Origin of the sequence: Agrobacterium sp. Ap1 (assembly GCF_017313375.1) — a bacterium.
GTDB classification, from domain to species: domain Bacteria; phylum Pseudomonadota; class Alphaproteobacteria; order Rhizobiales; family Rhizobiaceae; genus Neorhizobium; species Neorhizobium cellulosilyticum.
Genome location: NZ_JAFLMY010000011.1, coordinates 11,974 through 37,319 on the forward strand (window position 1 = coordinate 11,974; position 25,346 = coordinate 37,319).

A 25,346-nucleotide genomic window follows, 5' to 3' on the forward strand; every position below is an offset into this window, starting at 1 on the left:
AAGCCGATGAGCATTCGCTATCAACAACCCGCTGTCTCATATCGACGGTGGACGCAGCGACGCGATCAAGCCCGCCAGCTCTTGCAATGTATAGCGCTTGGTCGGCGGACTGTGAAAAGGGCCGACTGAGAAAGTTCACCTCACACTGTTGTCACTCCGATGATGATGGTGACATGCCCCTTTGGCTCGCCAAGCCGATGGCACTGGGAAGGTGCGGGCGTGACAAAGCGTAAACTCAAACCTTCAAGGCATCGACAATCACCTTGAATGCCGGCGAGTTCTGCCGGCGGCTCGGATAATAGAGATAGTAGCCCGGAAACATCGGGGACCAATCATCCAAGATTTGGACAAGCCGCCCGGAAGCGATCTCGTCCACGACGAGGCTTTCCGGCACGTAAGCGATGCCATAGCCGCTGACCGCGGCGTCTATCATCGCATAGGACGTGTTGAAAATCAGCTGCCCGTCGACTCGAACACGGACTTCCCGGCCATCCTTTCCGAACTCCCAGGCATAGAGCCCACCAGCGCTCGCTTGCCGGTGGTTGATACAGTCGTGGCCAACCAGATCCTGGGGTGTCCTGGGAGTAGCATGCGCCGCCAGATATTCTGGAGAGGCGACTGCGACCAGGCTCCAGTCGGGACCAATTCGGACGGCGATCATGTCCTTGTCGACGCTCTCGCCAAGACGAACACCTGCGTCGAACTTCTCTTCGACAATGTTTCGAAACCCGTTGTCCATATTGAGCTCAACCCTGACGTCGGGATAATGGCGCAGAACGGACCGAAGTTTCGGCCATACCACGCTTTCCTGCGCATAGTCCGACAGGGTGATCCGAACGGTCCCGGACGGCTTGTCCCGGATCTCCATCAGTTCGTCGATCTCGGTTTCGAGCTCCTCGATCCTCGGTGCCAGCGAACGTATCAACCTTTCGCCGGCTTCTGTCGGGGAAACGTTACGTGTCGTGCGGGTTAAAAGTCGCAACCCCATGCGAGCCTCAAGCCGCTTGATCGTGTGGCTGATCGTCGATTGAGACGTTCCGAGCTTGGCCGCGGCTTTCGTGAAGCTGCGCTCCTCGGCAACCGCCAGAAACCAAAGCATGTCATTCAGGTCTTCGCGCTTCATCAGCAGCCCTCAAGCTTAGTCATTCATGTCATGAATCGATAAGTCCAAGAGGATTGCAATGGCTAATCATGACAGTCGCGTCAGACTATATTTTGGCCATGACCTATCAAGCTCAGCAAAGAACAGACGACATCGGCCCATTCGGGCCAGACGCGATACTCAAAAATGCGCCAGACACCAAAGTAACGGTTGCTGCCTGGGGCGCTGTCTTCTCGCTGGCGCTTTGCGTCGCCGTCCTGATCGCATCGGAATTCATGCCTGTCGCCCTTCTGTCGCCGATCGCCACAGATCTCGATGTGACCGAAGGACATGCGGGCCAGGCGATCTCGATTTCCGGCGTCTTCGCGGTGGTGACAAGTCTCTTCGTTGCAGGGCTGACGCAGCGGATCGACCGGCGTGTGGTGGTGACGTCGTTTTCGCTGTTCCTGATCGTCTCCGGAACTATCGTAACCTTCGCCCCGAACTATCTGGTGCTGATGATAGGCCGCGCTCTGCTCGGCGTGGCGATCGGCGGCTTCTGGTCGATGTCGGCGGCGGTCGTCATGCGGCTGGTACCCGAACAATCTGTTCCCAAGGGGCTGGCGATGCTCAATGCAGGCAATGCCATTGCGGCGACGATATCTGCGCCGCTCGGCAGTTTTCTCGGGAACTATGTCGGTTGGCGTGGAGCATTCTTCGCGGTCGTGCCGCTGGCGCTGTTGTCTCTCGTCTGGCAGTGGGTCAGCCTTCCCTCGTTACCGCCGAAACGCAGCGAAGGCCCGAGCAACGTCTTCAGGCTGCTCACCCATTCTCAGGTCGCTATTGGCATGGCGTCCATCATGCTGCTCTTCATGGGCCAGTTCGCACTGTTCACCTACCTGCGCCCCTTTTTGGAAACCGTGACGAACGTGACCATCTCCACACTCTCGCTTTTGCTCCTGTTGATGGGGCTCGCGGGTGTCGCTGGGACATATGGGGTGAGCCACCTTCTCCAGAAGCGGCTGTTCAGTATCCTCGGTGCGATCCCTCTCATCATGGCCGTGATTGCACTCGGATTGATCGCTTTCGGCTCATCGGTCACGGCCACAGCTCTCCTGCTGTTAGCTTGGGGATTGTTCGCCACAGCCGCGCCTGTCGGCTGGGGCACCTGGCTGACCCGGACGATGCCCGACGATGCTGAGGCGGGCGGCGGCCTGCAGGTCGCGACAATCCAGTTGGCCATTACACTGGGCGCTTCATTCGGAGGGATACTGTTCGACAGCGCCGGCTGGGGGACGACATTTCTGCTCGCCGCTTTGCTCCTTGCCGCTTCATCGACCCTCGCATTCGCAGCCGGGCCGATGGCACGAAGGGTCTGGCCATGATCGACCGCCGTTCCGCGATCGTAGCGATGGTCGCCATGGCTTCAGCTCCGGCGTGGTCACACGCACAGTCGAATAAAATGGGACGCGCCATGAAGTTCAAGATGACATTCAGCGATCACCAGATGGCAGCAACCCTCGACGAAAGCCCGGCGTCGCTGGAGCTTTTCGGATTGCTGCCACTCGATCTCAAGATCGAGGACTACTCGACCAACGAAAAGATCGCCTATCTGCCGCGCAAGCTGACCAAACATCAGGATGTCCCTTTTGGCGACGGGCGTCCAGGCGACATCGCCTATTTCGCGCCTTGGGGCAATCTCGTCTTCTACCACGCCGACTACCGGCATTCGAGAGGGCTGATCCGTCTCGGCCGCTTCGATCTCGGTTTCGAGCCGCTTCTTACCCGAGGGGAGTTTCCACTTCGGATCATTCCGATCTGAACGCTCCCGCCGATGCCACCGTGGCCCAGTTTCAAACTCAACAAATGAAGGAGACAGCAAATGACTAACAAGCAAGCACTCAATGACGCGCAGCCCCTGAACTCCAGTATCGACAGACGCAATCTCCTGAAGATGTCGAGCGCCGCCGCGGCCGCTCTCGGCATGATGTCCATTTTCAACACCAGTTTTGCAGAGGCACAAGACATGTCCAACGGCGCCGCCAATTTCTACACCAGCGACAGGGTGACCCTTCAGAAGGTCACCTTCAAAACCCAGTACCAGACGCATGTCGCGGGCAACCTCTATCTCCCCAAGGATCTCAACCAGGCGGCAAAGAACCCGGCCATCATCGTCGGCCACCCCATGGGTGCTGTCAAAGAGCAGAGCGCCAACCTCTATGCGACCAAGATGGCCGAGCAGGGTTTTGTCGCCATGTCGATCGATCTGCCTTTCTGGGGCGAGAGCGAAGGACAATCTCGCAATCTTGTGTCCCCTGAAGTCTATGCTGAGGCATTCAGTGCCGGCATAGATTTCCTCGGTTCGCATGTCTTCGTGGATCGCCAAAGGATCGGCGCGATCGGGGTATGCGGCAGTGGTAGCTTTGTCATCAGCGCCGCCAAGATCGATCCGCGCATCAAGGCAATTGCCACCGTCAGCATGTACGATATGGGAGCTGCCTTCCGTGACGCCCTGAACAAGTCGCAGACGGTCGAGCAGCGCAAGCAGTTCATCGCAGCAGCGGCCGAGCAGCGCTGGGCTGAAGCCGACGGTGGAGCAATCGAGTATGTCGGCGGAACGACGCTCGCCCTTACGGCAGACACAGATCCGGTGCAGCGCGAATTCTACGATTTCTATCGCACGCCGCGGGGCGAGTTTACCCCCACCGGCGCCACGCCCCAGACGACAACGAAGCCGACGATGAGCAGTATCGTCAAATTCGCGAACTTCTATCCGTTCAACGACATCGAGACGATCTCCCCTCGCCCGATGCTGTTCATCTCCGGCGACCAGGCCCATTCGAAGGAATTTAGCGAAGACGCTTACAAGCGCGCGTCCGAGCCGAAGGAACTGGTATGGGTCAAGGGAGCGGGCCATGTCGATCTCTACGACCGCGTCGATCTGATCCCGTTCGACAAGCTCAACAGCTTCTTCGACCAGCACCTCACCGCCTGACGTCATCTCATAATGCGCCGGCCGGCCATTCCCGTAGCCCAGGACGGGATCGGCCGGCGCATGCGGCTGCATCAATCGTCTGTAGGCGCCCCTCTTGCCGGTTGCAATGCCAGCCTTTCTCGTTCTCAGCCTTGCCGATTGGTAGCTCGACAATTTCGCCCACGAACTATTTGGGACGGTAATCTGGTGATAAACAGGGTCTGGTTCGGACACCTGTTCCGAGGCCGGCACGACCTGAAGTGCACCATCATTGTAACGCTCCAGACACCGGCGACGACTAGAAAAAAAGCCTCGTGGGCCGGAAGCCTTTTATTTCGCTTGACTGTCGTCGGCTTGCTCAAGAGTGCCCGGCGAACTTTTTTCGGCAACAATCCCGCCTGGCATTGCCAAAGTAGCATCGTGATAAGGAAATCACATTACAAGCCGCGCCCTTCCGAAGTGAAGCCGCCGAAAAGGCGCGTGGTTATCCAATAACCGGCACCACTCGCAATTGCAGACAGGAACGTACCCCAGCAAAGATCAGCGAGCGTCAATGCTGTCGACCAGCGTATCAATGTTGCCTGATTGGTCAGGTCATAGGTTGCATAGGCAGTAAAGCCCAGGACGGCACCAGAGAGGACCGCGTTAGAAAGCGCTCCTTGCCTGAATGCGGGCCGAACTGCCAGAAACACCAGTCCAGCCGGATAGATCAGATAAAACACTATCGCCGGGATAAGCCGGAATTCCGGCGCCAGCATGTCGCCCATCACAGGGCGGTAGAGGCGGTCCGCCATGATGCTCAACCACACGGCATCAATCAAAACCATCGCGATCAACGTTACCAGGTAGGCGACAAGATACCTTTTCATAGGCATTTCCTCTTGAGGTGCACTCAATCGATCCGGGTCCAGTTAATGCCTTTGCACAACAGGCCGGCAACGATACAGCCTTTCGTCGTCATCCTGTCTCCCTTGACCGTCACGGTGAGCCGGTAGGTCAGGTCCCGCTGCGGATCGAAAGCGCTGCCGGAATAGATGCCGTCACCATCAGGCTTGATGCTCATGACCAGCTTGTCGCCTTCCTTCTCTTTCGGCGTGCCCGGCTTTATCCAGGTATTGACCGCGCAGATGTCGGATCCGCATGGCGCGATCGTCACCTTTGCGTTTCCATCGCCACGGGCCCATTGGCCGTCTATATCGGCGGCATGGGCGGCCGCTCCCCATGTGAGGCAAGCACCAATCATCACTATGCTCATCTTTTTCACGACAGACCTCCTTCTCCCGGCATCGATGCATGCTCGATCGTGTAGAGACCGACATTGATCGTCCCTTCCTCGAACCCTGCCTCGCAGTAACAAAGGTAGTAGAGCCACAGACGCCGAAATCGCTCGTCGAAACCCTGTGCGGCGATCTGTGGCCAGTGCTCCTCGAAACGAATTCGCCATTCCGCCAGCGTCCGGGCATAGGAAGCCCCGAAATGCTCGATCTCGCAGACAGCCAGACCCGATCGAGCGACAGACGCCGACAAGGCACTGTCCGATGGCAGGAAACCGCCGGGGAAAACGTATTGCTGGATAAAATCGGTGCTTCCCCGATATGTCCTGAACCGCTCTTCTTCTATCGAGATTATCTGCAGAACGGCACGACCGCCGGGCTTCAGGCAACGTTTCAAACTATCGAAATAGCTCGGCCAATAGGCCTCGCCAACGGCCTCGAACATTTCGATGGAAACGATACGGTCAAACTGCCCGTCGGTGTCGCGATAATCCTTGAGAAGGAGCGTGACGTCGCTTGATAAGCCGGATTGTCTGACAACACCGTTCGCCCATGAAAGCTGAGAGGGCGACAAGGTGATCCCGGTTACCTTAGAGCGGTTCACCTTTGCCAGATGAGTGGCAAGTGCGCCCCAGCCGCAGCCGATCTCGAGAACGCTCTCTCCGCCCGCAAGCGTGAGTTTCTCGACGATACGGTCCAGTTTTCTGCTCTGCGCCTCCTCCAGAGTTCGCGTCGTCTCTTCGAAGATCGCTGAAGAATAGAGCATGGAGGGATCAAGCCACAGCGCATAGAAGTCATTGCCGAGGTCATAATGCGCTTCGATATTCTTGCGACTGCCACGCTTCGTGTTGGCGCGAAACAGATGCTTCATGCGGTTGACGGCACGCATCAGCAAGCCGCCTTCGATGGCCGGCGTCAGTGCCTTTCCATTCCTGGCCGCAAAACGGATGACCGCTGTCAGATCGGGCGTTGTCCAGTCACCTTCGATGAAGCCTTCCGCAAATCCGATATCGCCTGCCGCAATCACCCGACGCAACATCCGCCAATTTCGGATCAGTATGATCGCCTCGGGACCGGGCTGAACACCTTGCTTGTTGATGACCTGACCGGATGGAAGCACGATCTTGATATGGCCGTAGCTCACACCCGCCAAGAACCTCTCAAGCATGGTGCCCGCCCAGCCGAATTCTGCGGGCGCCTGCGAAAGATCAAGTTGCGTCCCGGTGACCTCGTCTGACCAACTCATGCAGTTCTCCCTCCATCAGTTGCGAGGATTGCTTCGATGCATCTGCAAGAGGTTACGAGCGCTTCCGGCTTTTAGTTTCCCGGAGGAGAAGAATTTTTCGATTTTTTCTGATTGTCATGAAACTGGATGGGCTTTTTCTCCGTAGATCTCAGTGAAGGCAATGAGACCTTGCCTTGGGAGGAGCCCATGGACATGCTTCTGCTGATCGTCATCGCATTCTGGCTGTCATTGGCCATGGCTGGCGCATGGGCTATCCAGCGCGCGACCGGCTTGAGTGGATGGATCGATACGATTTGGTCATTTGCTGTCGGTGTCGGTGGGATCCTCTCGGCGCTCTTCGCCGATGGAGATTCCGAGCGGCGCGTTGCAATTCTGGTGATGGTAGCGGCCTGGGCACTGAGGTTGGGTAGCCATATCGGGTCCCGAACCAGGGGAGCAGGCGAGGATCCCCGTTATGCAAAATTCATCGAAGAATGGGGCGAAAACGCCTCTTGGCGGCTCTTCGTCTTTCTGCAAATCCAGGCTCTCGCCGCCTTCATTCTTGTTCTGGCGGTCTACATGGCAGCCACGAACGAAGCGCCCTTCCCTCGCATCCTCGACCTTGTCGGCATCGTCATCGCCGTCTTGGCGCTCGCAGGCGAAGCAATCTCGGATCTGCAACTAAGCCGCTTTCGAAAGACGCCGCAGGCAAAGACCGAGATCTGCGAGACGGGCCTCTGGAGGTATTCGCGCCACCCGAACTACTTCTTCGAGTGGATGTTCTGGTGTTGCTGGTTTCTGTTTGCCGCCTCTCCATCCATTGCGAGCTGGCTGTCCTTGTTGGCGCCGCTCCTCATGTACTGGCTGCTCGTGCATGTCTCAGGCATCCCACCGCTCGAAGACCATATGCTGCGCTCGCGCGGCCAGAAATTTCGCGCCCTGCAGCGGCGTGTGAATGCTTTTTTCCCCGGCCCCAGAAGGCAGGATATCCACCCAGAAGGAGAGTTGAAATGAACATGCTGGCCTTCGCTATCAACACCGCCGAACGCGCGCCTCTGACCGATGGCATGACGCTCGCGGGTATCGACTTCCTTTGTGGTCGTACCAAGCGTCGTCTCGCCGCCACGGCGGCCAGCCAGGAAACTCTGTTTGTCGATGCCATGAACCAATACCCGGTGGCGATCCATGCGGACGAGGCCAATCGCCAGCATTATGAAGTGCCCGCGGCTTTCTTTTCGCGGGTTCTCGGCCCGAGCCGAAAATACTCCTGCTGCCTTTATCCGACCGAATATACGACACTGAAGGAAGCGGAGGTTCATGCCCTCGCCGAAACGGTGAGGCATGTCGCGATCGAGGATGGCATGACGATCCTGGAACTCGGCTGCGGCTGGGGCTCGCTTTCGCTTTATCTGGCGGCGCAGTTTCCGAACTCGCGTATCGTCTCCGTTTCCAACTCCTCCTCGCAACGCGCCTTCATCCTGGCGACGGCCACTCAGCGCGGACTTTCCAACCTGTCGGTGATAACCGCCGATATGAACGAATTTTCGATCGAACAGCGTTTTGATCGGGTCGTCTCGATCGAAATGTTCGAACACATGTCCAACTGGCGGAAGCTCTTTGAGCGTGCCCGCGACTGGGTGAAGCCGGAAGGTCGGCTTTTCCTGCATGTCTTCACTCACAAGGACCGCTCCTACCGCTTCGACCACGACGATCCGGCAGACTGGATCGCCCATCATTTCTTTACCGGCGGTATCATGCCGGCACATGACCTGCCTCATCGTTTCGAGGATCTGTTCGCGGTCGAGGAGGAATGGCGGTGGTCCGGAACTCATTATCGTCGTACGGCGCTCGACTGGCTCGCCAATTTCGACCGGGAGTCCGATCAGATCGAACCTATTTTCGCAGAGGTTTACGGCAAGGACGCACCCCTCTGGCTACGCCGCTGGCGGCTGTTCTTCCTCGCGACCGCCGGCCTGTTCGGTCACGATGACGGCGATATCTGGGGTGTAGGCCATTATCTGCTGAAACCGGCAAGGCTATGAGCGCGCAACGAGTTCCTCTCGATCCTCTTACCCAGGCGACGGTTACGATCGCTTGGGTCATATGTCTCAACAAGCCATTTTATCCGGTCTATGTCTGGTATCTCGTCGGCGATGGCTTCGTTGCGTCACTTGGTTCGCTGCTCGCGGCTCCGGTCTTTTTGGCAATTCCGTTCATCGCCCGTCGTTGGCCCATCATTGCGCGGATTTCGCTTCCCATCGTGGGGGCATTCGACACCTTGTTCGAGACAAAGTTATTTGGCGAAAGCTCCGGGACGGAATTGTTCTTCGGGGCCTGTATCATGCTCGCGGCAGTCTCTTTCCGAACGAAAGAAAAATGGATTCAACGCAGTGTGACAGCTGTCATTTTCGCCATCTTCCTTTTGTCGCGCTATATCGGTGGACCGCCATTCCACGGCTGGAGTGATACTGATCTTGCCGTGCTTCTCGATCTCAACATTTTCGCGGCCGCATGCCTGATGACGCTCATCGCTATACGATACGCAGGTTTGTCCACGGTTGCGGAACCCGCGAACCGGGAGAAATGCTAGGTAAATATACTGGAGGATGACATGCAGGACTTTTGGAAATGCCTCGTCGGCGTCTTCTGGCTCGCCGGAACACTCGCGCCGCACACCGCTACGGCAGCCGAGCCTGAAGTGGTCAAGGTTGGTGCTGACCATTATCGCGGGACATGGCTTGAGATCGGTCGCCGGCCGATGTGGCTGACCGATGGTTGCGTCGCCGGCTATTCCTCATATCACCGCGGCAAATCACCAGATCAGGTAATTGTCGAAGACGGATGTCGCGTCGGTAATCCGCAGGGTCGATTGAAGACTGTCCGTGGAACAGGGCGCATACTCGATTTTGACAGCGACAAGGCCAAGATGCGCGTCCGCTATCCATTGCTGATCACCTTCAACTATTGGGTCCTCTATAAATCACCGGACAAGAACTGGTTTATCAGCGCTGATCCCGACATGACCAATCTATGGATTTATGCGCGCACAGTTCCATCAAAGGCCAAACTCAAGACAATGGTCCGTAAAGCAAGTCAGCTTGGTTATGATGTTCGCAGGCTGGAGTTTCCCGAGCAATAGCGGATACTCCATTATGCACCTGCTGGAACTGGCGTAAGCCAGTTCTCAGTCTCATGTCCTGCCAATCGAGCCGCGCACTTAGGTCTTGATGGGATATGAACCGCCGGTCCGCGCTGGCGCAGGTCGATTAGTTTGCCTGCAGATCCATCAATAACCGCCGGTCAGGAAAACGGCCTCGCCAGTCATGAAACTGCAGGCCTGCGATGAAAGGAAGATTGCCGCGCCGACCATTTCTTCAGACCGACCAGCCCGTCCCATCCAGTTCAGCGTGCGGGCATATTCAGCCCATCCTTCCGGATCATCGTCGCGTCGATGGGCATTTCTGTCGGTATCGATCAGGCCGGGAGCAAGCGTGTTGAGCAAAACATTGTCCATCGCATAGTCCCGCGCCTGGCTCTGGATGAGGTTGTGTTGCGCAGCTTTCGTTGCCGCATACGCGGTTACGACACCTTTTGGACGAAGCTGGTTAATCGAACCGATGGAGACCACCCTTCCCCATTTGCGGGCAGCCATGAGTGGCAGTGCCGTCTGCAACATGTCCACGGTCGAACCGAAGTTCACCGCCACTTGAAAAGCAAAATCCTCCGGCTTCAGATCCGGCAAAGTTGCGTTGATCTGAGCACTGGCGTTGATGACCAGGATATCGACGGGAGCGATGTCTTCGGCCTGCTCGATCAGATCGCGGCCGGCACCAGGTGCCGACAGGTCGCTCACCAGTTCGTGTGCCGTTCCACCGTTTTCGACAATGCGTTGGTGCACGAGAGCCGCTCCGCCGGCTTTGGTGCCATGCAGAATGACATGTGCTCCTGCAGCCGACAGTCCTTCCGCGATGGCCGCGCCAATGCCGCGGCTGGAACCGGTGACGAGTGCCGTGCGCCCCTTCAAACCAAAGAGGGTTTCAAGATTCATTATTTCCCCCAAACAATGAAATGTCCGCACCGGCAACACCGGGACGGCAGGAAAACAAGCCGCCGGATAGTGGCGCATCGGCCAGTGTCGACGCAGGCAGGCGTGTGCGTGCGCTGGTGATGAACAGCGTGGAAAGGTCCGGTCCGCCAAATGCGATGCTCGACGGCCGCGGCACGGGCATGTCGATTACCTGATCCAGCTTGCCATTGGGCAGGTAACGTCGCACACACCATCCATCCCAGATTGCGCACCAGACGCCGCCTTCCGCATCAACGGCAAGACCATCGGGCCGACCATCGGCGACCGGAATGCGGGCAAATTCCCGACGCGCCGAGAGCGTGCCGGTCGCGGGATTGAAATCGTAGGCGTGGATCAGACCTGGCACCGTATCGACGAAATAGAAAGTTCGGCCATCCGGGCTCCAGCCAAGGCCATTGGAAACGATGATGCCACCTTCCTTGCGTTCAAACGCACCAGTTTCATCGATGCGATAGAGCGCACCGGTCTGCTTGGAGGCATCGATACGCATCGAACCAACCCAGATCGCTCCATCCGGCCCACATTTTGCGTCGTTCAGCCGGTTGCCGGCAAGGTCGGCCTCCGTATTGACAAAAGGCGCAAGGCGGCCGGAGGCAAAATCAAGCCATTCCAGTCCGTCCTGAGATGCAACCAACAGGCGTCCCTTGGAGACCGGAATGACAGCGCTGACAAGCTTGCCCGTTTCACAGGTGTCGTTGCGACCCGTTGCAGGATCAAAACGGTGAACGGCGGGGTGAAGGATATCAACCCAGTAGAGCGCATTCTCGGCCTCATGCCAGACCGGACTTTCGCCCAGCTGAGCTCCCCAAGGCAGAATGCAGCTCAGCTCGGCCGTAGGCTTCCCGGTCGTGGAGCGTGGCCGGGGCCGCGAGCTGATGGCAACGGCGCCTGCAGCACCGGTTATGCGACGGGCGGCCGCGATCAGTTCGCGCCCCACCGGGTGAATATTGGATGCCTCAAGACGCGATGAAGGGCCGAGCGCCACCAGCACACCGATCGGCGTGTTGTCGCGTCCCATCACGGGGGCAGCGACTGAATTCACACTCAGCAGATGCTCCTCATAGGAAATCGAATAACCGCGTGCCCTCGTCAGGGTCAGATCAGCTTGCAAACTTTCAAGAGTAGTGATCGTCTGCGGCGTCTGGCGGTCCAGCGTCAGGCGTTCCGTAAGTGACCGTCCCACCGCGGGGTCCTGGAATGCGAGAAGGGCCTTGCCGGGAGCGGTACAATGCAGCGGCACGCGGCGGCCAACTTCAACACGCACTGACAGTCCATTGGGCGAGCGTTCGGCCAGATATTGCGCCATAACGCCATCCAGCCGGCACAATGCGACTGTCTCGCCGAGTTCGACCGCCAGCCGTTCGAGCTCCGGTGTAGCAGCGGAGACCAGATCAAAACTCTCCCAGACCTTGTGGGACATTTCGAGAAACCGCTGGCCAAGGACATAGGTGCCGCGGGCTTCGTCCTGGCGCACCAGCCCATAGGCGATCAAAGTGCGCAGGATACGGGCAAATGTGGGTTTTGGCAGGCCGGACGCGCGCAGGAGTTCAGCAAAACGCAAAGGCTCGGGCGCATCGGCAACCATGTCCAGAAGGGTCAGGCCTTTCGCCAGTGCTGCTGTGCCACCCGGTGTCTCAGGTTTCATTGCCTCTTCTCCCCGGCGAGGCGTCGCTGCCTTGCTGCGGCGGCCTCTTCCAGCATCCGGTCGATCGTCCATTCCGCCTCAAACCCCAACGTGTTTCTGATACGCTTGTTCGAGGTGTGGTAATAAACGCCCTCACCGGGAAAATCGACTGGCACGATGGGCAGACCGGTCAACGTCGCGATACGCGGCAGAAGTTCGGCGAAATCCGCCGGTTCATTTCCACCCAGGTTGAATGTGCCGCCGGCCGCATTGGGATGATCAAGCGCAAGAAGAATGCCGGTCACCATGTCACGGGTGTCGGTTAGGTGCATTCGAAACGGCCGGCCATTTTCGTTGCGCGCCAACACATGGGCCGGCACTCCGATATCCTTCGCCTTCAGAAGATCGGCGACAGCCGTGTTCCCGAAACTCTCTTGCTGGCGGATGCGTGGGCGCAGGAAGAAGCGTGGACCGGAGAAAAAACTGTCTTCATCCAGCAATTCGGAAGCGTCCTGCGTATGCGAAAAACGCAGGATCACCGTTTCCATCGAGCCGGCCCGCTGGTGAAAGCGCACCAGTTCTTCGCCGAGCAGCTTGCTCAGTCCATAGGGTGAATTCGGCTTGAGCGGATGGTCTTCGGTTACCGGCAAGAATTCCGGGCGGTTTTCAGGATATACCTCACCGGAAGAGGCAAACACGAAACAACGTACGCCAGTAGCCGAGGCGGCATCCAGCAGGCGGCGCGTACCTTCGACATTCACAGCAAACATGAGATCACGGTCCGTCGGAGCCCAGGACATGAAGGCGCCGAGATGCAGGATATCGGTGATGCCGTGAGTAGCCTCCGCCAGTCTGTCTGCATCCTCAAGCGAGCCAATAATTTCGTCTCCACCTGTTCCCGATGGACGCAAATCAAACCCCCGCACCATCCGGCCCTTGTCGCGCAAGGCTGCAACTACGGCGCGGCCGACACGCCCGGACGATCCGGTAACAAGGATCATAGCCGTTCACCCGTCTTTTGATCAAAAAGGTAGAGTTGAGCAGGATCAAAGCCAAGCCTGATCTCCTCGTCCCGCGGCAGGCTGCCCGTATGCGATACGCGAGCAATCAGCCCCTTGGATTTGCCCTCTTCACCATCAGCGATCCGGGCGCCCTCGGCGTCGAAATAGACGTACTTTTCGGATCCCAAGCTTTCGACGAGTGTTGGCCTTACACCAAGGGTGACGGGGGCATCGCCCAGAACGAGATGTTCCGGTCTAAGGCCCACCACCACCGGCCCCTGACCGCTGGTGGCTCGCGGAAGTGAAATCTGCTGGCCAAAAGCGGTAAGCTTGCCGTCGCGCAGTTCCGCATTCAGGAAGTTCATGCCCGGCGAGCCTATGAAGCCGGCAACAAACAGATTGGCAGGATTATTGAACAACTCGTCAGGTGCGGCAATCTGCTGGATTATCCCTCCCTGCATGATGACAACGCGATCAGCCATTGTCATCGCTTCGACCTGATCATGGGTCACGTAGACGGTGGTGACGCCGATACGCTTATGCAGAGCGCCGATTTCAGCGCGCATATGGACACGCAGTTTGGCGTCGAGATTAGACAGCGGCTCATCCATCAAAAATGCCTGCGGTTGGCGTACGATGGCACGCCCCAGTGCCACACGCTGGCGTTGACCACCCGACAAGTCCTTGGGTTTACGGTCGAGATAGGGAGTTACTTCCAGGATACGCGCCGCATCATCGACACGCCGGTCTATCTCGGTTTTGTCGGTGCCCCGCATTTTAAGGCCAAAGCCAATATTCTGGCGCACCGTCAGATGGGGATAAAGCGCGTAGTTCTGAAACACCATGGCGATATCGCGATCGCCGGGCGCCAGATCGGTCACTTCGCGGTCGCCGATGAAGATCTGACCTTCGGTGGCAGGCTCCAGACCTGCCAGGATCTTCAACATGGTAGACTTGCCGCAGCCGGAGGGGCCGACCAGTACAACAAACTCTCCATTTTCGATTTCCAGCGAAAAGGGTCTGAGCACGTTCAGCGCGCCATAAGACTTGCTGACATTGCGAATTGAAATATTGGCCATGCTTATTTCTCCGCGCCAGCGGTAAGACCGCCGACCAAATAACGTTCAAGGAACAGGTAGATTGCGATGATCGGCAGAGCGATGAACACCGATGCGGCGGCGATGTCGTTCCAGTAGGTGACATATTCGCCCTGCATCGTGGTGATGCCGAGATTGGCCGTCCAGTTGTCGGGCGAATTGACCAGGAATGTCCGCGCATAGGCGTAATCGGCCCAGCTGAGCACGAAGGCATAAAGTGCTGTGGCAGCCAGACCCGGGGTTGCGATCGGCAGGACGACACGCACCATGGCACCGATCGGCGAGCATCCATCAACCATGGCCGCCTGTTCAAGCTCTTTCGGGATCGTGTCGAAATACCCTTTCAGCATCCATGTCGCGAAGGGAATGATCATGGTTGAATGTGCGAGCACCAGCGTCCAGAGGCTTCCGATCAGGCCGAAACTTGAAAAGATCGAGAACAGGGGGATGACCAGCAGCGTGGCGGGCAGCATCTTTGCGGTGAGGACGAAAAGCCCCATCGTTGCACCACCGCGCATCGAATAACGCGACAACGCATAACCGGCACTGACCGAAACCAGCATGGAAAGCGCCACGGAACCCACCGCCGCCAGCATCGAATTCCACAGCCAGAGCAGGATCGGCTTTGCCGCCCAGACGCGGGCGAATACATCCCATTGCGGATTATCCGGCCAGAAAGTCGGTGGAAGACGGTAAAGTTCGTCGGTGGTGGACAGCGCCGTGACCAGCAGCCAGTAGACCGGGAAGAGGATCATCACCAGCGTGAAGATCACGGTTGCATAAAGTGCGAGGCTTTGTGCCAGTGTGCGTCTCATCAAGGCCTCCTCAATAGATAGATTTCGAACGTCGACCGAGCATCAGCACGCTGACGATGATGCAGATGACCAGCGTCAGCACACCGACAGCGGCGGCACGGCCAAAATTGTGATACTGGAAGGCCTGATCGTAGGTCATGATCGACAGTGTCTGCGTTGAACGCAGAGGGCCGCCGCCGGTCAGGACCTTGATGATGGAAAAGTCCCGGAACACCCAGAGCAGCGTGAGCACCAGCGTGACGCCCAGAACTGGCATCAGAAGCGGCATGGTGATCCAGCGGAACCGCTGAAAGGTATTTGCACCATCCACCTTGGCGGCGGCGTAATAATCGGACGGGATCGACTGCAGGCCCGCAAGGCACATGATCGAGACGAAGGGAAAACCCTTCCATACCATGGTGATCGCAACAGCCCAGAAAGCCGCTGTCGAACTACTGACCCAAGGGATCATCTGGTCGGTGGAGCCAAGCTTTATCGCCAGCCAGCCGAACAGACCGAACGAGGTGTCGAACATCCAGGCAAAAATGACGACCGCGATGATTTCCGGCACAGCCCAGGGCAGCGCAATGCCGAGCCGGGCAACCGTGCGGCCCTCGAAACGGTTGTTGACGAGAAGCGCCGTGCTCAAGCCAACCGCAACGCTACCGGCGGTCACGACGACCACAAGCTTGACCGTCACCCAGCAGGCCAGCCAGAATTCCTGCGACGAAAACAGCCACACATAGTTGCTCACTGAGAACGGCCGGCTGGCGCCGCCGAGCCTCGGGATTTTGACCTGTTGAAAGGACAGGTCGATCGCCAGGATCAGCGGCCAGACGATGATGGCAGCGACCATCAGCACCGCCGGGGCGATCAGGATATAGCCGAGAAGATGCTGCCGGCTGGGACGCGCAAGGTCGAAGAACTTGCGCCGCCCCGCCTGAACGGTATCGATCATGATGGTCTCCTACGAATGCTTTGAGTTGCCCATGGCCCGCTGGGCGAACCATGCCCTGATAGCGGGTCAGCCCTTGATGCTTTCGGCCTTTGCCTGCATGGTCTTGGCTACTGCCGCCGGATCGAGATCCTGGATAATCATCCGCTGGCTCTCCTCCATGATCATCTTGCTGAACTCGTTGTAATAGAGCTCAAGGCCGATCGGCACGCGGTCTATCCCCTTCTCGGATGCCGCCTTCATTGTCGCGAGCAGCACCGGGAAATGCGGAATGGTCTTCTCCACGCCGGAGACATCGGCCTTCGGGCTTGGCGGCGTGTTTCCGCCCATCGTCGCATAGCTGCGCTGGAATTCCGGCGTCATCGTCAGCTTGATGAAATCCCAGACAAGCTGCTTCTGGTCGTCGGGGATATCGGACGGCATGGCCAGCACATTCGACGATCCACCAAGAGGCGGCGTCAGCGGCGGCGCGACGTAGACTATATCGCTCTTGGCCGAACCCTTTTCAGTTGTGCCGTAAAGCCATGGTCCGTCCAGGCGCATGGCCATCTTGCCATCGGCAAACAGCTTGCGCACATCACTGGCGCTCATGTCGACCGGACTGATGCCACTCTTCATCACGGTCTTCCAGCGCGTCAGCCCCTCGACCATTTCAGGCGTATCGATTGTGATATTGCCTTCCTTGTCGGTCCAATAGGCGCCCGCGTCGATGATGTAGTTCAGCATCTCGGTCAGATACTGGCCCGGACCACCTTTCGTCTCATGTCCCGTGCCGAACTGGTCGATGATACCGTCGCCGTTAAGATCCTTGGTCGTCGCCTTTGCCGCGGCCAGGAATTCGTCATAGGTCTTCGGCACGGCAATGCCGGCTTCATCGAGGATCTTCTTGTTATAGGCCATGACGAAACCGAAATAGTTCGTCATGATGCAGACGGTTTCGCCGTTCCATTCGCACGTCTTCTGGCCGGCCCAGCCGGTCATGTCGATACCGTCCTTCTTCAGCCAGGGATCGAGCGGTTCCAGCCAGCCGCTGTCCGCGAACATCTGGAATTCGAAGGATGCGAGATGCACGATTTGCGGAGGCTGGTTGGCGGCAAACAGCGTGGTCATCGTATCTGCATAGGAACTTCGCTCAGCCTTGGTGAACTCTATCTTCACGCCCGGATGCTGCTTCTCGAACTCGGCGATGGCCGAATGCCACCAATCACCGGTTCCGGCGTCGTCGGTCTGCCAGGAAATGAATTTCAATACCGTATCGGCCATGGCCGGTGCAAAGCCGCCCATCGTCATCAAAGCTGCAGTCGCGGCGCCGAGCGCCAGTCTTTTCACTCTCTTGTTCATGGCTTCCTCCTCCAAAGAACCAATTCAGATACGTTCAAGCAGACCGAGCGCCACCTCCGATGGCTTCACCCCAAGTCCAGGCCCGGATGGCAGATGATAGAGACCTTCGCGGCTATCCATGTCACCGGAAAGAAGACGACGGTTTGGCTCGAAGATCGAATGCTGGAATTCGTGCCCCTTGAGCGTCGGCAGTGTCGATGACGCCTGCAGGCTCGCGGCCAGAAATATACCGGCGCCGACCGTGGCATGCGGGATTACGTCGATACCGTGATCAGTGGCAAGTTCACCAATGCGGATGAAATTGGTAATGCCCTTGTGGCCCATCTCTGGCTGCACGATAGCGATGCGGCAACGCTCGATACGGGCGCGCATATCCCAATGGGTACGCCATTCCTCGCCGACCGCGATCGGAATATCCGTACCCCTCGAGACTTTTTCCAGGCCGGCAATATCCTCGGTCCAGACCGGTGCTTCGGCAAACCACGGATCGAACGGCGCCATCTCGGCAATCAGTTCAAGCGCCCGTTCCGGCGTCTGGTTCCAATGCATATCCGCAGCAATCTTCGCCGCGGGTCCGAGAACCTTGCGCAGGTTCTCCATTTCCGCAGCCGGGCCGTCATCCGCCACAGGCGTTGCGAATTTGAAGGCATCGAACCCCCGATCCTGCCAGTATCTTGCCAGCTCGCCGCGGGCCTGGAGCGTCTTCTCCGGCAGACCGGAGACATAGGCAGGAAAGCTTTCGACGCCCCCGCCGAGCAGATCACGAACCGATTTTCCCGCTTCCTGACCCGCAATGTCCCACAGCGCGATATCGAGGGCTGCCAGTGCATCAACGTAGAAGCCACCGGTATAACCGCGTACCCGCATCATGTCGTAGAGATCGTCGTAGATCGCGGACGGGTCCGACGCGTCACGACCGATAACGAAGCCGGCAAGAAGATCGTTGATCAGAGCGGCAACGGCACCGGGCGCGACGATACCGTAGGTTTCACCCCATCCAACCGTACCGGCCCGCGTCGTCATGCGGACGAGAACGCTGCGGTCGAAGGTGGGATAGACCGTGCGGTTACCCTTGCGGACGATATAACCGTTCGGGTTAACTACCTCACCTTCCCGCAATGCGCCGAGATAGGGCACCTTGCGCGGCTGGGTGAGAGTAAAAACCTCAATGGTTTCGACGGGGCTGTTCATGCAGCCTCCGGAGCCAGAAGGCCGAGTTCAACCAGGTTTGCATCAATGTCCGCAATGGCCGCGGCGTCGAGTTCCGGTGTAGGAGCGCGCACACCGACGCCCTCGATCACGGCTCGACGCGCCAATACATACTTGGTCAACCGCATGCGATAAACCGCCTGCAGGACGAGAAGCGGCAGAGTGCGAACATAGATTTGGCGGGCCTCATCGCGCCTGCCGGCGGCAAGCGCCCGGTCAATCGCCACATGTTCGCCGGCAATCTCCAAGGCCGGCATGGCCGCAGTCGCGCCGCGCGCATATTCGTCGAGAATATAACGCGCGCCACCGCCACCGATGACGCCTTTCAGGCTTTCCGGCGCATGGGCGATGATGTGGCTGATCGCCGGCCCTGCCGGCAGCGTCTCTTCTTTCACATAGGAAACATGTGGCAAGGCACGGATGATCTCGACGATCGCCTGCGGCGACAGATCTGAACCGCGAGGGGCCGGCGCATTCTGGAGGATGATCTCCACGTCCGGCAGCGCCTCGACCACCTTGCCAAGAAATTCGATAAGGGCCGCTGCATCGGTGCCTACCGACTTCGGTGGCTGTACCATCAGATGGCGAATACCGAGGCCTGCCGCGATCCGGCCATGCTCCACCACGTCGCGCCAATCAGCGGCGCTTGCGCCGGCAACCACGGGTACCCGGCCCGCCACGCTGGCAACGACGATCTTCAAAAGTCCCGCACGTTCTTCTGTGGTGAGATTTTCCACCTCGCTGGCGAAACCAGGAAATACGACACCATCCACACCCTGATCGAGGGCGAACTGCACCAGCCGCGACATCCCCGCCTCATCAACATCGCCATTCGCCAAAAAGGGCGTTGGCAGGACAGGCAAGATGCCCTTCAGACCAGTTGCCATTTCTTCACCTCCCAATGAAGTATCATAATGTGATACCATGAATTCACTAATTGACACTACATATGCTTGCGCCCTATGACAAGCCCCCAGATGAAATGAGCGGAGGAGGCTCACGACATGGCAACAGAAACAGCGACAATCGTCGTCGACTGGGGAACCACTTCCTTTCGAGCAACGCTGATCGATGACGACGGCAACGAAATGGAGAACATCGAGACGCCCCAAGGTATCTCGAAGCTCAACAAGGGCGACCATGAAGCGGTCCTGATGACGGCGCTTGCTCCATGGCTGTCCACTCACGGAGCCTTGCCCATTGCCGCACTCGGGATGATCACCAGCCGCAACGGCTGGATCGAAGTTCCCTACGTGCCCTGCCCTGCAGGTCCGGCTGAGCTTGCTGCAGGCAGCTTGCGGAAATCCTTGCCGAACGGATCTGATCTGGTGTTTCTGCCGGGCCTGACGGATCCCTCACGCAGGCCCTTCCCCGACGTCATGCGCGGTGAGGAAATTCAGGTTGCCGGACACGGGCTGGCTGACGACGCAACAATCATCATCCCCGGGACCCACAGCAAGTGGACCAAGGTAAAAGCCGGCCGTATAGACAGCTTTCAAACCTTTGTGACCGGCGAAATCTTTGCGCTACTCTTGAACAATTCCTTCATCGTCCGCGGTGCAACGCAGCCACCGGTGGATGATCCGGAAGCCTATCTCCGGGGGCTTGAAGAGGCGAAGAGCTCCTCGGCGATGCTCTCCCTGCTGTTTTCGGCGCGGACCGGCGGACTGGTGGGAAGGCTTACCGCGGATCAATTGCGGTCCTATGTCCACGGCATGGTAATTGGCCAAGAGTTCCGGCAGGCGCGCGAGGCTGGCTGGTATTCGGAAGGTGACGAGGCCACCATTGTCGGGAATGACGGTCTCAACGACCTTTATGTGATTGCCGCGACTGTATTCGACCTCAAGATCACCTTGGGTGCCGACGACGTCCTGATCCGTGGCGCGCTCGATGTAATGCGTCGCTCGCTTTCATAGACGCGATGCAGCAAGGCGGGAGCTCGCCGGAGAAACACTTCCAAACACATGTCCGAGGGTAAATATGTACGATTTTCCAGTCAGTATCGGCACAGGTCGACACGAAAACGATATCATCACGGTGCTGACGCGACTTGAGCGCGTCGGCCTTCCTGCCAATCCGATCGCCTTTTATGGCTCGTCTTCCTTCCGTATCTGGAGTTCCATCACAGAAGATCTAGGCTCGCTGGACGTCGTTAACCTGGGTTTCGGAGGAGGTACATTTCTTTCAGGCATCCACTACATGGATCAGCTTTTGACGCCGCTGAGACCAAGCAGGATAGCGCTCTATTTTGGTGAAAACGATATCGCCAGTGATGGCCTTACCGCCCATACGACGCTTGGCCATCTGAAGGATCTGAGAGAGCGGATTTCGCGCGTCATTCCGCAGTCGGAGGTTTTTGTTTTATCGATCAAGCACAGCCCGGCACGCTGGATTTACCGGCACGAGTTCGATCTGTTCAACCGGCTGGCAAGCGACTGGTGCGGCGGCCGGGATGACACCTCGTGGATCGAGGTCGGTACCGGCCTGATCGGCGAGAACGGGTTGCCCATGTTCCGGTACTATCTGCCCGATCTGGTCCACATGAATGCGGCGGGTTATGCGGTTTGGTCAGCATCGCTTAAGAAAGTCTTGCGGCTCTTAAGCCCGTCCATGCCCGCTGAGACCACGCTCTGACCCAACAAGATTGGCGTTCACCAGTTTCAAGTCGACATGCGCCGCAAAATCGGTGGTCGTGTCCGCAGCCACTGCCGGTTTCATACGCACCATCCTTCATACGATGAGATCCGGACATACCTCGGCGCTATGTGGCAAAAGCGAAAGACCGACATCATAACCGCGATATCATCCACGAGGCACAGCGTTCCCTCGTTGACTATCTTTCGTAACTATCGTTGCCTCCTTTCACGAGACGGTTATCGGCTACTTCGATCTTCGAAAACCGGCGTGGCGGCGATCAGCGCCCGTGTGTACGCATCCTGCGGATCGGTAAACAGTCGCTGCGGAACGTCGATTTCAACGATCCTGCCACCTTTCATCACTGCGACCCTGTCGCTGATATGGCGCACGACGCTGAGGTCATGGGCGATGAACAGGTATGTCAGGCAACGCTTTTCCTGCAGATCGACAAGCAGATTGATGATCTGCGCCTGCACGGAAACGTCCAGCGCCGAGATCGCCTCGTCGCAGACAATGAATTCCGGTTCGCAGGCAATCGCCCGGCCGATTGCCACCCGCTGGGCCTGGCCGCCCGACAGCTCGTGCGGAAAACGGTTTTCAAACATAGGACCAAGGCCCACGTCCGACAGGATGGCATGCACGCGGTCGCGCACCGTCAACCGTGTTGCGAGGCCATGATGCAGCAGCGGCAGCGCGATGGCGGACCCGACCGTGGCGCGCGGGTTGAGTGTCGAGAACGGATCCTGGAAAACGATCTGCAAATGGCGGCGCATGGCGCGGTTCTGAGCTGCAGTATTTTTGACGATATCCTTGCTGCGATACCAGACGGAGCCGGAGGTCGGGCGGGTCAATTGCAGCAGGCTCATGCCGAGCGTCGATTTTCCCGAACCGGATTCGCCGACGATCGATAGCGTCTCGCCGCGAAAGACATCGAAACTGACGTCCTGCAGCGCATGCACCTGTGACCGCGACTGCCCGAACTGCCCTCCCCTTATGTCGAAGGCGCGGGTCAGATTGCGTACCGAAACCAGCGCTTCGGCCGATCCCTGTGTGTCTGTCATCGGGCAAGCTCCCTTGCTTCGTCATGCGCCACGAAGCAGGCCGCCCGGCGTTCTCCGTCCATCGGCAGGAGAGCCGGCGGTTCGACCTGACATCGCTGTTCGCGCCGTTCGCAGCGCGGTGCAAACGCGCAGCCGGCCGGGCGACGCGCCGGATCCGGCGGCAGGCCGTCGATCGTCTTCAGCCGACGAGCCGCGCCGCGATTTGCCACCGGCATCGATGATATCAATGCCTGCGTATAGGGGTGAACCGGCGCAAAACAGATCTGCTCCGCAGTGCCTTCCTCGACGATACGCCCGGAATAGAAGACCGCGATCCGGTCGGCGATCTGCGACAGCAGCGCGAGGTCGTGCGATACCCAGATAACGGAAAGGCCAAACTGGCGGCGGATGTCGAAGATCAGATCGACGATCTGCGCCTGCGTGGTGACGTCCAGCGCGGTGGTCGGTTCATCGGCAATCAGCAGGCTTGGCCGACAGGCGATGCTCATGGCGATCATCACCCGCTGGCGCATGCCGCCGGACAGTTGATGCGGATAATTCGACAGGCGGCTTTCGCCACCCGGAATGCCGACCAGCGTCAGAAGTCGACCAGCCTCCGCCCACGCCTCTTTGCGGCCGAGACCGACGTGGTAACGCAAAGGTTCGCTGAGCTGCGCGCCGATGGTCATGACCGGGTTGAGCGATGTCATCGGGTCCTGGAAAACGAAACCAATGCGGCTTCCCCGCAACTTCGCCAATCTCGTTTCCTTCTGGGCAAAAAGATCCTCGCCCTCGAAGACGGCGCTGCCGGAGCTGACCCGCAACGCCGGCGGCAAGATACCGAGCAGGCTGAGCATGGACACGCTCTTGCCGCAGCCGGACTCTCCGACGATGCCGAGAACCTCGCCCTCGTTCAGCGTCAGGTTGACGCCGGTGACGATTTCCGCCTCGCCGGTTCCGGTCTGTCGCGCCACGCGCAGATCGCGAACCGCGAGGAGCGGGGTTTTGCTTATGGCGTCAGTCATTTTTTGCCCTTGGGATTGAGCGCATCGTTGAGACCATCCCCGACAAAGGCAAAGGCCATGGTGATGATGGCGAGCGCCAGTGCCGGTACGATGAGAAGATGCGGATAGGCGCCCCAGACGCGCATGCCGTCGGCGATCATCCGGCCCCAGCTGGGCGTCGGCGGCTGGACGCCGATGCCGAGGAAACTGAACGAGCTTTCCAGCACCATGGCGGTGCCGAGACCGAAACTGACAGCGACGATGACGGGACCAAGCGCGTTGGGTACGACGAAAGAGCGAATGATCGTCGTGGGCGGAAGCCCAAGCGCGATGGCCGCGGTGACATAGTTGGCATTGCGGATGGACAGAACCTGCGCCCGCATCAGTCGCGCATATTGCGGCCATTTGATCAGCGCGATCGTGCCGAATACCAGTGACACGTCGAGGAATGTGGTGTCGCGAAACATCGGGTTGCCGGTTTTGAGGAAAAGGTCTTCCATCCAGCCGCTGAGAAGCGGCGTCAGCGAGGTATTGATGACCACCACCAGTAGTAGACTGGGAACCGCCATGGTGACGTCAGTCAGCCACATGATCGTGCGGTCGGTCACGCCGCCGACAAAGCCAGAGACCGCACCGGCAATCGCACCGATGGAAAACGACAGCACGGTCACGAAGAAGGCAACAATCAGCGCCGTGCGCGCACCACCGACGATGCGGGCAAACAGGTCTCGCCCGAGATTGTCGGTGCCAAGCCAGTGGGTGAGGCTGGGACCCGAATTGACACGGGCGAGATCCTGCTGGGCAAAATCATAGGGTATCAGCCACGGCCCGAAGATGGCGGAAAGGACGTAAAATGCTATGATGACGAGGCCGAGCATGGCCAGCCGGTTGCGACGAAGCCGCAGCCAGGCGTCGCGACCGAGACCAGCGGGTGCCTGTTCGGCGGTATCGGGCTGGGGCTGCTGCGATGTCATAGAGGATTGTCCGGTCATGGCTGTCCTCACCTTGCCTGCACGCGCGGGTCGAGAAGCGTATAAAGCACTTCGACAAGAAGATTGGCCGACAGCACCGCCACCGTGCCGATCAGCACCAATGCCATGATCACCGGATAATCCGAATCCGTCATGGCGCTGATCGTTAGGCGTCCGAGCCCCGGCAGGCCGAACACCACTTCCACAAAAATGGCACCGTTGATGAAGGTGATGAGGATGATGCCGAGTTGGGTGACGATCGGTGTCAGCACCGGCCGCATGACGTGATCCACCGCGATGCGAAAACGCGGCACGCCCTTGGCAACAGCCGTGCGAATGAAGTTTTCGGACAGGATGTCGATCACGGCGGCGCGCGTCTGGCGCTGGATCAAGGCGATCGGCTGCAGGGCCAGAACCAGAACCGGCAGGATGACGCGCGGATCGGTGAGGCCGCCCCATCCGATCGGCAATGTTTCGCCCGGTCGCAGGATGATCAGCGACACGAGCATCAGCGGGCCGATGACATAGGCGGGGACCGCCCATAACAACAGCGCCACGGACGTCACCACATTGTCGAGTGCCCGCCCCTGATGGAAGGCGCAGGCCATACCAAGCGGCACGCCGACAAGCGCCGTGACCACGATGGTGACCAGCCCGAGCTGTAGCGACACAGGTGCTGCGACCGTGATGATGGAGCTGACTGGGCGGCCCGAAACAAGCGAATTGCCGAGATCGCCATGCAGCAGGTTCCACAGATAGGAACCGAACTGTTCGAGGAACGGCCGGTTGAGCCCGGCGGCCTCGCGAATGGCGTCGATGCGAGCCGGATCATAAGCGACGTCACCAGGCGCGCTGAGGAACATCAGCTTGATCGGGTCGCCTGCGCCATAAAAGGCCAGTGCGTAGATGCCGAACATGACGACGAGGATCGACGGTATCCATGTCAGCACACGCTTGAGAATGAAGAAGGCCATTCAATTCCTCTGAAAACCGGAGCGTGGCTGCGGACCTTGGAGGGCGCGCAGCCATGCA

26 protein-coding genes are annotated in these 25,346 nt (G+C 58.7%); 9 read left to right on the forward strand and 17 right to left on the reverse strand.

The features are described from left to right. Nucleotides 1-235: 235 nt before the first annotated feature. Nucleotides 236-1,123: a LysR family transcriptional regulator gene (locus JZX87_RS20000; RefSeq protein ID WP_206827525.1), complete on the reverse strand. Its 888-nt coding sequence runs from the start codon at nucleotides 1,121-1,123 to the stop codon at nucleotides 236-238. 68 nt (nucleotides 1,124-1,191) lie between these two features. Between JZX87_RS20000 and JZX87_RS20005 the strand changes: the two genes are divergently transcribed. Genes JZX87_RS20005 through JZX87_RS20015 form a run of 3 tightly spaced genes read left to right on the forward strand, consistent with a single transcriptional unit; the run spans nucleotide 1,192 to nucleotide 4,076 of the window. After that, nucleotides 1,192-2,466, forward strand: coding sequence for an MFS transporter (locus tag JZX87_RS20005; protein ID WP_286194962.1), 1,275 nt, complete (start codon nucleotides 1,192-1,194; stop codon nucleotides 2,464-2,466). Further along, nucleotides 2,463-2,903, forward strand: coding sequence for a cyclophilin-like fold protein (locus JZX87_RS20010; protein WP_286194963.1), 441 nt, complete (start codon nucleotides 2,463-2,465; stop codon nucleotides 2,901-2,903). Before JZX87_RS20005 ends, JZX87_RS20010 begins: the two co-directional genes overlap by 4 nt. Before the next feature lie 60 nt (nucleotides 2,904-2,963). Beyond that, a complete protein-coding gene (locus JZX87_RS20015) occupies nucleotides 2,964-4,076 on the forward strand; it encodes an alpha/beta hydrolase (protein ID WP_206827526.1) in 1,113 nt (370 codons plus the stop codon). 416 nt (nucleotides 4,077-4,492) lie between these two features. Here the strand turns inward: JZX87_RS20015 and JZX87_RS20020 are convergent, their stop codons facing one another. Genes JZX87_RS20020 through JZX87_RS20030 form a run of 3 tightly spaced genes read right to left on the reverse strand, consistent with a single transcriptional unit; the run spans nucleotide 4,493 to nucleotide 6,575 of the window. Next, nucleotides 4,493-4,924, reverse strand: coding sequence for a DUF2177 family protein (locus tag JZX87_RS20020; RefSeq protein ID WP_206827527.1), 432 nt, complete (start codon nucleotides 4,922-4,924; stop codon nucleotides 4,493-4,495). Nucleotides 4,925-4,947: 23 nt separating this feature from the next. Then, entirely contained in the window at nucleotides 4,948-5,310 is a 363-nt protein-coding gene (locus tag JZX87_RS20025; protein ID WP_206827715.1) for a DUF2147 domain-containing protein, read from the reverse strand. Between the two features lie 5 nt (nucleotides 5,311-5,315). Further along, nucleotides 5,316-6,575, reverse strand: coding sequence for a class I SAM-dependent methyltransferase (locus JZX87_RS20030; protein ID WP_206827528.1), 1,260 nt, complete (start codon nucleotides 6,573-6,575; stop codon nucleotides 5,316-5,318). A 192-nt stretch (nucleotides 6,576-6,767) separates the two neighbouring features. On the opposite strand from JZX87_RS20030, the gene JZX87_RS20035 reads away from it, so the two are divergent. From JZX87_RS20035 to JZX87_RS20050, 4 genes are read left to right on the forward strand one after another with little or no spacing between them, the layout of a single operon-like run. Then, nucleotides 6,768-7,568 carry a DUF1295 domain-containing protein gene (locus JZX87_RS20035; protein ID WP_206827716.1) on the forward strand — a complete coding sequence of 267 codons (801 nt, stop codon included), beginning with the start codon at nucleotides 6,768-6,770 and terminating at the stop codon, nucleotides 7,566-7,568. Beyond that, a complete protein-coding gene (locus tag JZX87_RS20040) occupies nucleotides 7,565-8,596 on the forward strand; it encodes an SAM-dependent methyltransferase (protein ID WP_206827529.1) in 1,032 nt (343 codons plus the stop codon). The genes JZX87_RS20035 and JZX87_RS20040 overlap by 4 nt, the downstream gene beginning before the upstream one ends. Beyond that, entirely contained in the window at nucleotides 8,593-9,144 is a 552-nt protein-coding gene (locus JZX87_RS20045) for a hypothetical protein (RefSeq protein WP_206827530.1), read from the forward strand. The genes JZX87_RS20040 and JZX87_RS20045 overlap by 4 nt, the downstream gene beginning before the upstream one ends. A 21-nt stretch (nucleotides 9,145-9,165) precedes the next feature. Beyond that, on the forward strand, nucleotides 9,166-9,693 hold the full coding sequence (locus JZX87_RS20050; protein ID WP_206827531.1) for a lipocalin family protein: 528 nt from the start codon (nucleotides 9,166-9,168) through the stop codon (nucleotides 9,691-9,693). Between the two features lie 147 nt (nucleotides 9,694-9,840). Here the strand turns inward: JZX87_RS20050 and JZX87_RS20055 are convergent, their stop codons facing one another. The 9 genes from JZX87_RS20055 to JZX87_RS20095 form a co-directional block, all read right to left on the reverse strand. Then, a complete protein-coding gene (locus JZX87_RS20055) occupies nucleotides 9,841-10,602 on the reverse strand; it encodes an SDR family NAD(P)-dependent oxidoreductase (protein ID WP_206827532.1) in 762 nt (253 codons plus the stop codon). Then, the gene (locus tag JZX87_RS20060; RefSeq protein ID WP_206827534.1) at nucleotides 10,592-12,286 is read right to left on the reverse strand and encodes an SMP-30/gluconolactonase/LRE family protein; all 1,695 of its coding nucleotides are present in this window, start codon (nucleotides 12,284-12,286) and stop codon (nucleotides 10,592-10,594) included. Before JZX87_RS20060 ends, JZX87_RS20055 begins: the two co-directional genes overlap by 11 nt. Beyond that, the gene (locus JZX87_RS20065) at nucleotides 12,283-13,266 is read right to left on the reverse strand and encodes an NAD-dependent epimerase/dehydratase family protein (RefSeq protein ID WP_206827536.1); all 984 of its coding nucleotides are present in this window, start codon (nucleotides 13,264-13,266) and stop codon (nucleotides 12,283-12,285) included. Before JZX87_RS20065 ends, JZX87_RS20060 begins: the two co-directional genes overlap by 4 nt. Beyond that, nucleotides 13,263-14,345 carry an ABC transporter ATP-binding protein gene (locus JZX87_RS20070; RefSeq protein ID WP_206827537.1) on the reverse strand — a complete coding sequence of 361 codons (1,083 nt, stop codon included), beginning with the start codon at nucleotides 14,343-14,345 and terminating at the stop codon, nucleotides 13,263-13,265. The genes JZX87_RS20065 and JZX87_RS20070 overlap by 4 nt, the downstream gene beginning before the upstream one ends. A 2-nt stretch (nucleotides 14,346-14,347) precedes the next feature. After that, nucleotides 14,348-15,178 (reverse strand): carbohydrate ABC transporter permease, encoded by an 831-nt coding sequence (locus JZX87_RS20075; RefSeq protein WP_148144203.1) that lies wholly within the window; start codon nucleotides 15,176-15,178, stop codon nucleotides 14,348-14,350. A gap of 10 nt (nucleotides 15,179-15,188) precedes the next feature. Beyond that, a complete protein-coding gene (locus JZX87_RS20080; protein WP_206827538.1) occupies nucleotides 15,189-16,115 on the reverse strand; it encodes a carbohydrate ABC transporter permease in 927 nt (308 codons plus the stop codon). Nucleotides 16,116-16,181: 66 nt separating this feature from the next. Further along, nucleotides 16,182-17,453, reverse strand: a complete 1,272-nt coding sequence (locus tag JZX87_RS20085; protein WP_206827539.1) for an ABC transporter substrate-binding protein — start codon at nucleotides 17,451-17,453, stop codon at nucleotides 16,182-16,184. A 24-nt stretch (nucleotides 17,454-17,477) separates the two neighbouring features. Beyond that, nucleotides 17,478-18,644: a mandelate racemase/muconate lactonizing enzyme family protein gene (locus tag JZX87_RS20090; protein WP_206827540.1), complete on the reverse strand. Its 1,167-nt coding sequence runs from the start codon at nucleotides 18,642-18,644 to the stop codon at nucleotides 17,478-17,480. Then, complete coding sequence (locus tag JZX87_RS20095; RefSeq protein ID WP_206827541.1) at nucleotides 18,641-19,549, reverse strand: dihydrodipicolinate synthase family protein; 909 nt, start codon at nucleotides 19,547-19,549, stop codon at nucleotides 18,641-18,643. The genes JZX87_RS20090 and JZX87_RS20095 overlap by 4 nt, the downstream gene beginning before the upstream one ends. Before the next feature lie 117 nt (nucleotides 19,550-19,666). On the opposite strand from JZX87_RS20095, the gene JZX87_RS20100 reads away from it, so the two are divergent. Both JZX87_RS20100 and JZX87_RS20105 read left to right on the forward strand, forming a co-directional pair. Next, nucleotides 19,667-20,578: a 2-dehydro-3-deoxygalactonokinase gene (locus JZX87_RS20100; RefSeq protein ID WP_206827542.1), complete on the forward strand. Its 912-nt coding sequence runs from the start codon at nucleotides 19,667-19,669 to the stop codon at nucleotides 20,576-20,578. Nucleotides 20,579-20,642: 64 nt separating this feature from the next. Further along, a complete protein-coding gene (locus JZX87_RS20105; RefSeq protein ID WP_206827544.1) occupies nucleotides 20,643-21,296 on the forward strand; it encodes a GDSL-type esterase/lipase family protein in 654 nt (217 codons plus the stop codon). Nucleotides 21,297-21,535: 239 nt separating this feature from the next. Here the strand turns inward: JZX87_RS20105 and JZX87_RS20110 are convergent, their stop codons facing one another. From JZX87_RS20110 to JZX87_RS20125, 4 genes are read right to left on the reverse strand one after another with little or no spacing between them, the layout of a single operon-like run. Continuing rightward, nucleotides 21,536-22,360 carry an ATP-binding cassette domain-containing protein gene (locus JZX87_RS20110; RefSeq protein WP_206827545.1) on the reverse strand — a complete coding sequence of 275 codons (825 nt, stop codon included), beginning with the start codon at nucleotides 22,358-22,360 and terminating at the stop codon, nucleotides 21,536-21,538. Next, a complete protein-coding gene (locus tag JZX87_RS20115) occupies nucleotides 22,357-23,364 on the reverse strand; it encodes an ABC transporter ATP-binding protein (protein WP_206827546.1) in 1,008 nt (335 codons plus the stop codon). Before JZX87_RS20115 ends, JZX87_RS20110 begins: the two co-directional genes overlap by 4 nt. Next, on the reverse strand, nucleotides 23,361-24,317 hold the full coding sequence (locus JZX87_RS20120) for an ABC transporter permease (RefSeq protein WP_206827547.1): 957 nt from the start codon (nucleotides 24,315-24,317) through the stop codon (nucleotides 23,361-23,363). Before JZX87_RS20120 ends, JZX87_RS20115 begins: the two co-directional genes overlap by 4 nt. A gap of 26 nt (nucleotides 24,318-24,343) precedes the next feature. Continuing rightward, a complete protein-coding gene (locus JZX87_RS20125; protein WP_206827548.1) occupies nucleotides 24,344-25,288 on the reverse strand; it encodes an ABC transporter permease in 945 nt (314 codons plus the stop codon). Nucleotides 25,289-25,346 lie beyond the last annotated feature (58 nt).

What these genes read in the sequence shown, in the direction of transcription:
- JZX87_RS20075 (WP_148144203.1), bottom strand. Translation starts at nt 15,178, where the DNA reads ATGAGACGCACACTGGCACAAAGCCTCGCACTTTATGCAACCGTGATC.
- JZX87_RS20060 (WP_206827534.1), bottom strand. Translation starts at nt 12,286, where the DNA reads ATGAAACCTGAGACACCGGGTGGCACAGCAGCACTGGCGAAAGGCCTG.
- JZX87_RS20035 (WP_206827716.1), top strand. Translation starts at nt 6,768, where the DNA reads ATGCTTCTGCTGATCGTCATCGCATTCTGGCTGTCATTGGCCATGGCT.
- JZX87_RS20000 (WP_206827525.1), bottom strand. Translation starts at nt 1,123, where the DNA reads ATGAAGCGCGAAGACCTGAATGACATGCTTTGGTTTCTGGCGGTTGCC.
- JZX87_RS20055 (WP_206827532.1), bottom strand. Translation starts at nt 10,602, where the DNA reads ATGAATCTTGAAACCCTCTTTGGTTTGAAGGGGCGCACGGCACTCGTC.
- JZX87_RS20100 (WP_206827542.1), top strand. Translation starts at nt 19,667, where the DNA reads ATGGCAACAGAAACAGCGACAATCGTCGTCGACTGGGGAACCACTTCC.
- JZX87_RS20040 (WP_206827529.1), top strand. Translation starts at nt 7,565, where the DNA reads ATGAACATGCTGGCCTTCGCTATCAACACCGCCGAACGCGCGCCTCTG.
- JZX87_RS20025 (WP_206827715.1), bottom strand. Translation starts at nt 5,310, where the DNA reads ATGAGCATAGTGATGATTGGTGCTTGCCTCACATGGGGAGCGGCCGCC.
- JZX87_RS20095 (WP_206827541.1), bottom strand. Translation starts at nt 19,549, where the DNA reads ATGGCAACTGGTCTGAAGGGCATCTTGCCTGTCCTGCCAACGCCCTTT.
- JZX87_RS20065 (WP_206827536.1), bottom strand. Translation starts at nt 13,266, where the DNA reads ATGATCCTTGTTACCGGATCGTCCGGGCGTGTCGGCCGCGCCGTAGTT.
- JZX87_RS20030 (WP_206827528.1), bottom strand. Translation starts at nt 6,575, where the DNA reads ATGAGTTGGTCAGACGAGGTCACCGGGACGCAACTTGATCTTTCGCAG.
- JZX87_RS20115 (WP_206827546.1), bottom strand. Translation starts at nt 23,364, where the DNA reads ATGACTGACGCCATAAGCAAAACCCCGCTCCTCGCGGTTCGCGATCTG.
- JZX87_RS20070 (WP_206827537.1), bottom strand. Translation starts at nt 14,345, where the DNA reads ATGGCCAATATTTCAATTCGCAATGTCAGCAAGTCTTATGGCGCGCTG.
- JZX87_RS20125 (WP_206827548.1), bottom strand. Translation starts at nt 25,288, where the DNA reads ATGGCCTTCTTCATTCTCAAGCGTGTGCTGACATGGATACCGTCGATC.
- JZX87_RS20050 (WP_206827531.1), top strand. Translation starts at nt 9,166, where the DNA reads ATGCAGGACTTTTGGAAATGCCTCGTCGGCGTCTTCTGGCTCGCCGGA.
- JZX87_RS20105 (WP_206827544.1), top strand. Translation starts at nt 20,643, where the DNA reads ATGTACGATTTTCCAGTCAGTATCGGCACAGGTCGACACGAAAACGAT.
- JZX87_RS20085 (WP_206827539.1), bottom strand. Translation starts at nt 17,453, where the DNA reads ATGAACAAGAGAGTGAAAAGACTGGCGCTCGGCGCCGCGACTGCAGCT.
- JZX87_RS20090 (WP_206827540.1), bottom strand. Translation starts at nt 18,644, where the DNA reads ATGAACAGCCCCGTCGAAACCATTGAGGTTTTTACTCTCACCCAGCCG.
- JZX87_RS20120 (WP_206827547.1), bottom strand. Translation starts at nt 24,317, where the DNA reads ATGACATCGCAGCAGCCCCAGCCCGATACCGCCGAACAGGCACCCGCT.
- JZX87_RS20110 (WP_206827545.1), bottom strand. Translation starts at nt 22,360, where the DNA reads ATGACAGACACACAGGGATCGGCCGAAGCGCTGGTTTCGGTACGCAAT.
- JZX87_RS20015 (WP_206827526.1), top strand. Translation starts at nt 2,964, where the DNA reads ATGACTAACAAGCAAGCACTCAATGACGCGCAGCCCCTGAACTCCAGT.
- JZX87_RS20010 (WP_286194963.1), top strand. Translation starts at nt 2,463, where the DNA reads ATGATCGACCGCCGTTCCGCGATCGTAGCGATGGTCGCCATGGCTTCA.
- JZX87_RS20020 (WP_206827527.1), bottom strand. Translation starts at nt 4,924, where the DNA reads ATGAAAAGGTATCTTGTCGCCTACCTGGTAACGTTGATCGCGATGGTT.
- JZX87_RS20005 (WP_286194962.1), top strand. Translation starts at nt 1,192, where the DNA reads ATGACAGTCGCGTCAGACTATATTTTGGCCATGACCTATCAAGCTCAG.
- JZX87_RS20045 (WP_206827530.1), top strand. Translation starts at nt 8,593, where the DNA reads ATGAGCGCGCAACGAGTTCCTCTCGATCCTCTTACCCAGGCGACGGTT.
- JZX87_RS20080 (WP_206827538.1), bottom strand. Translation starts at nt 16,115, where the DNA reads ATGATCGATACCGTTCAGGCGGGGCGGCGCAAGTTCTTCGACCTTGCG.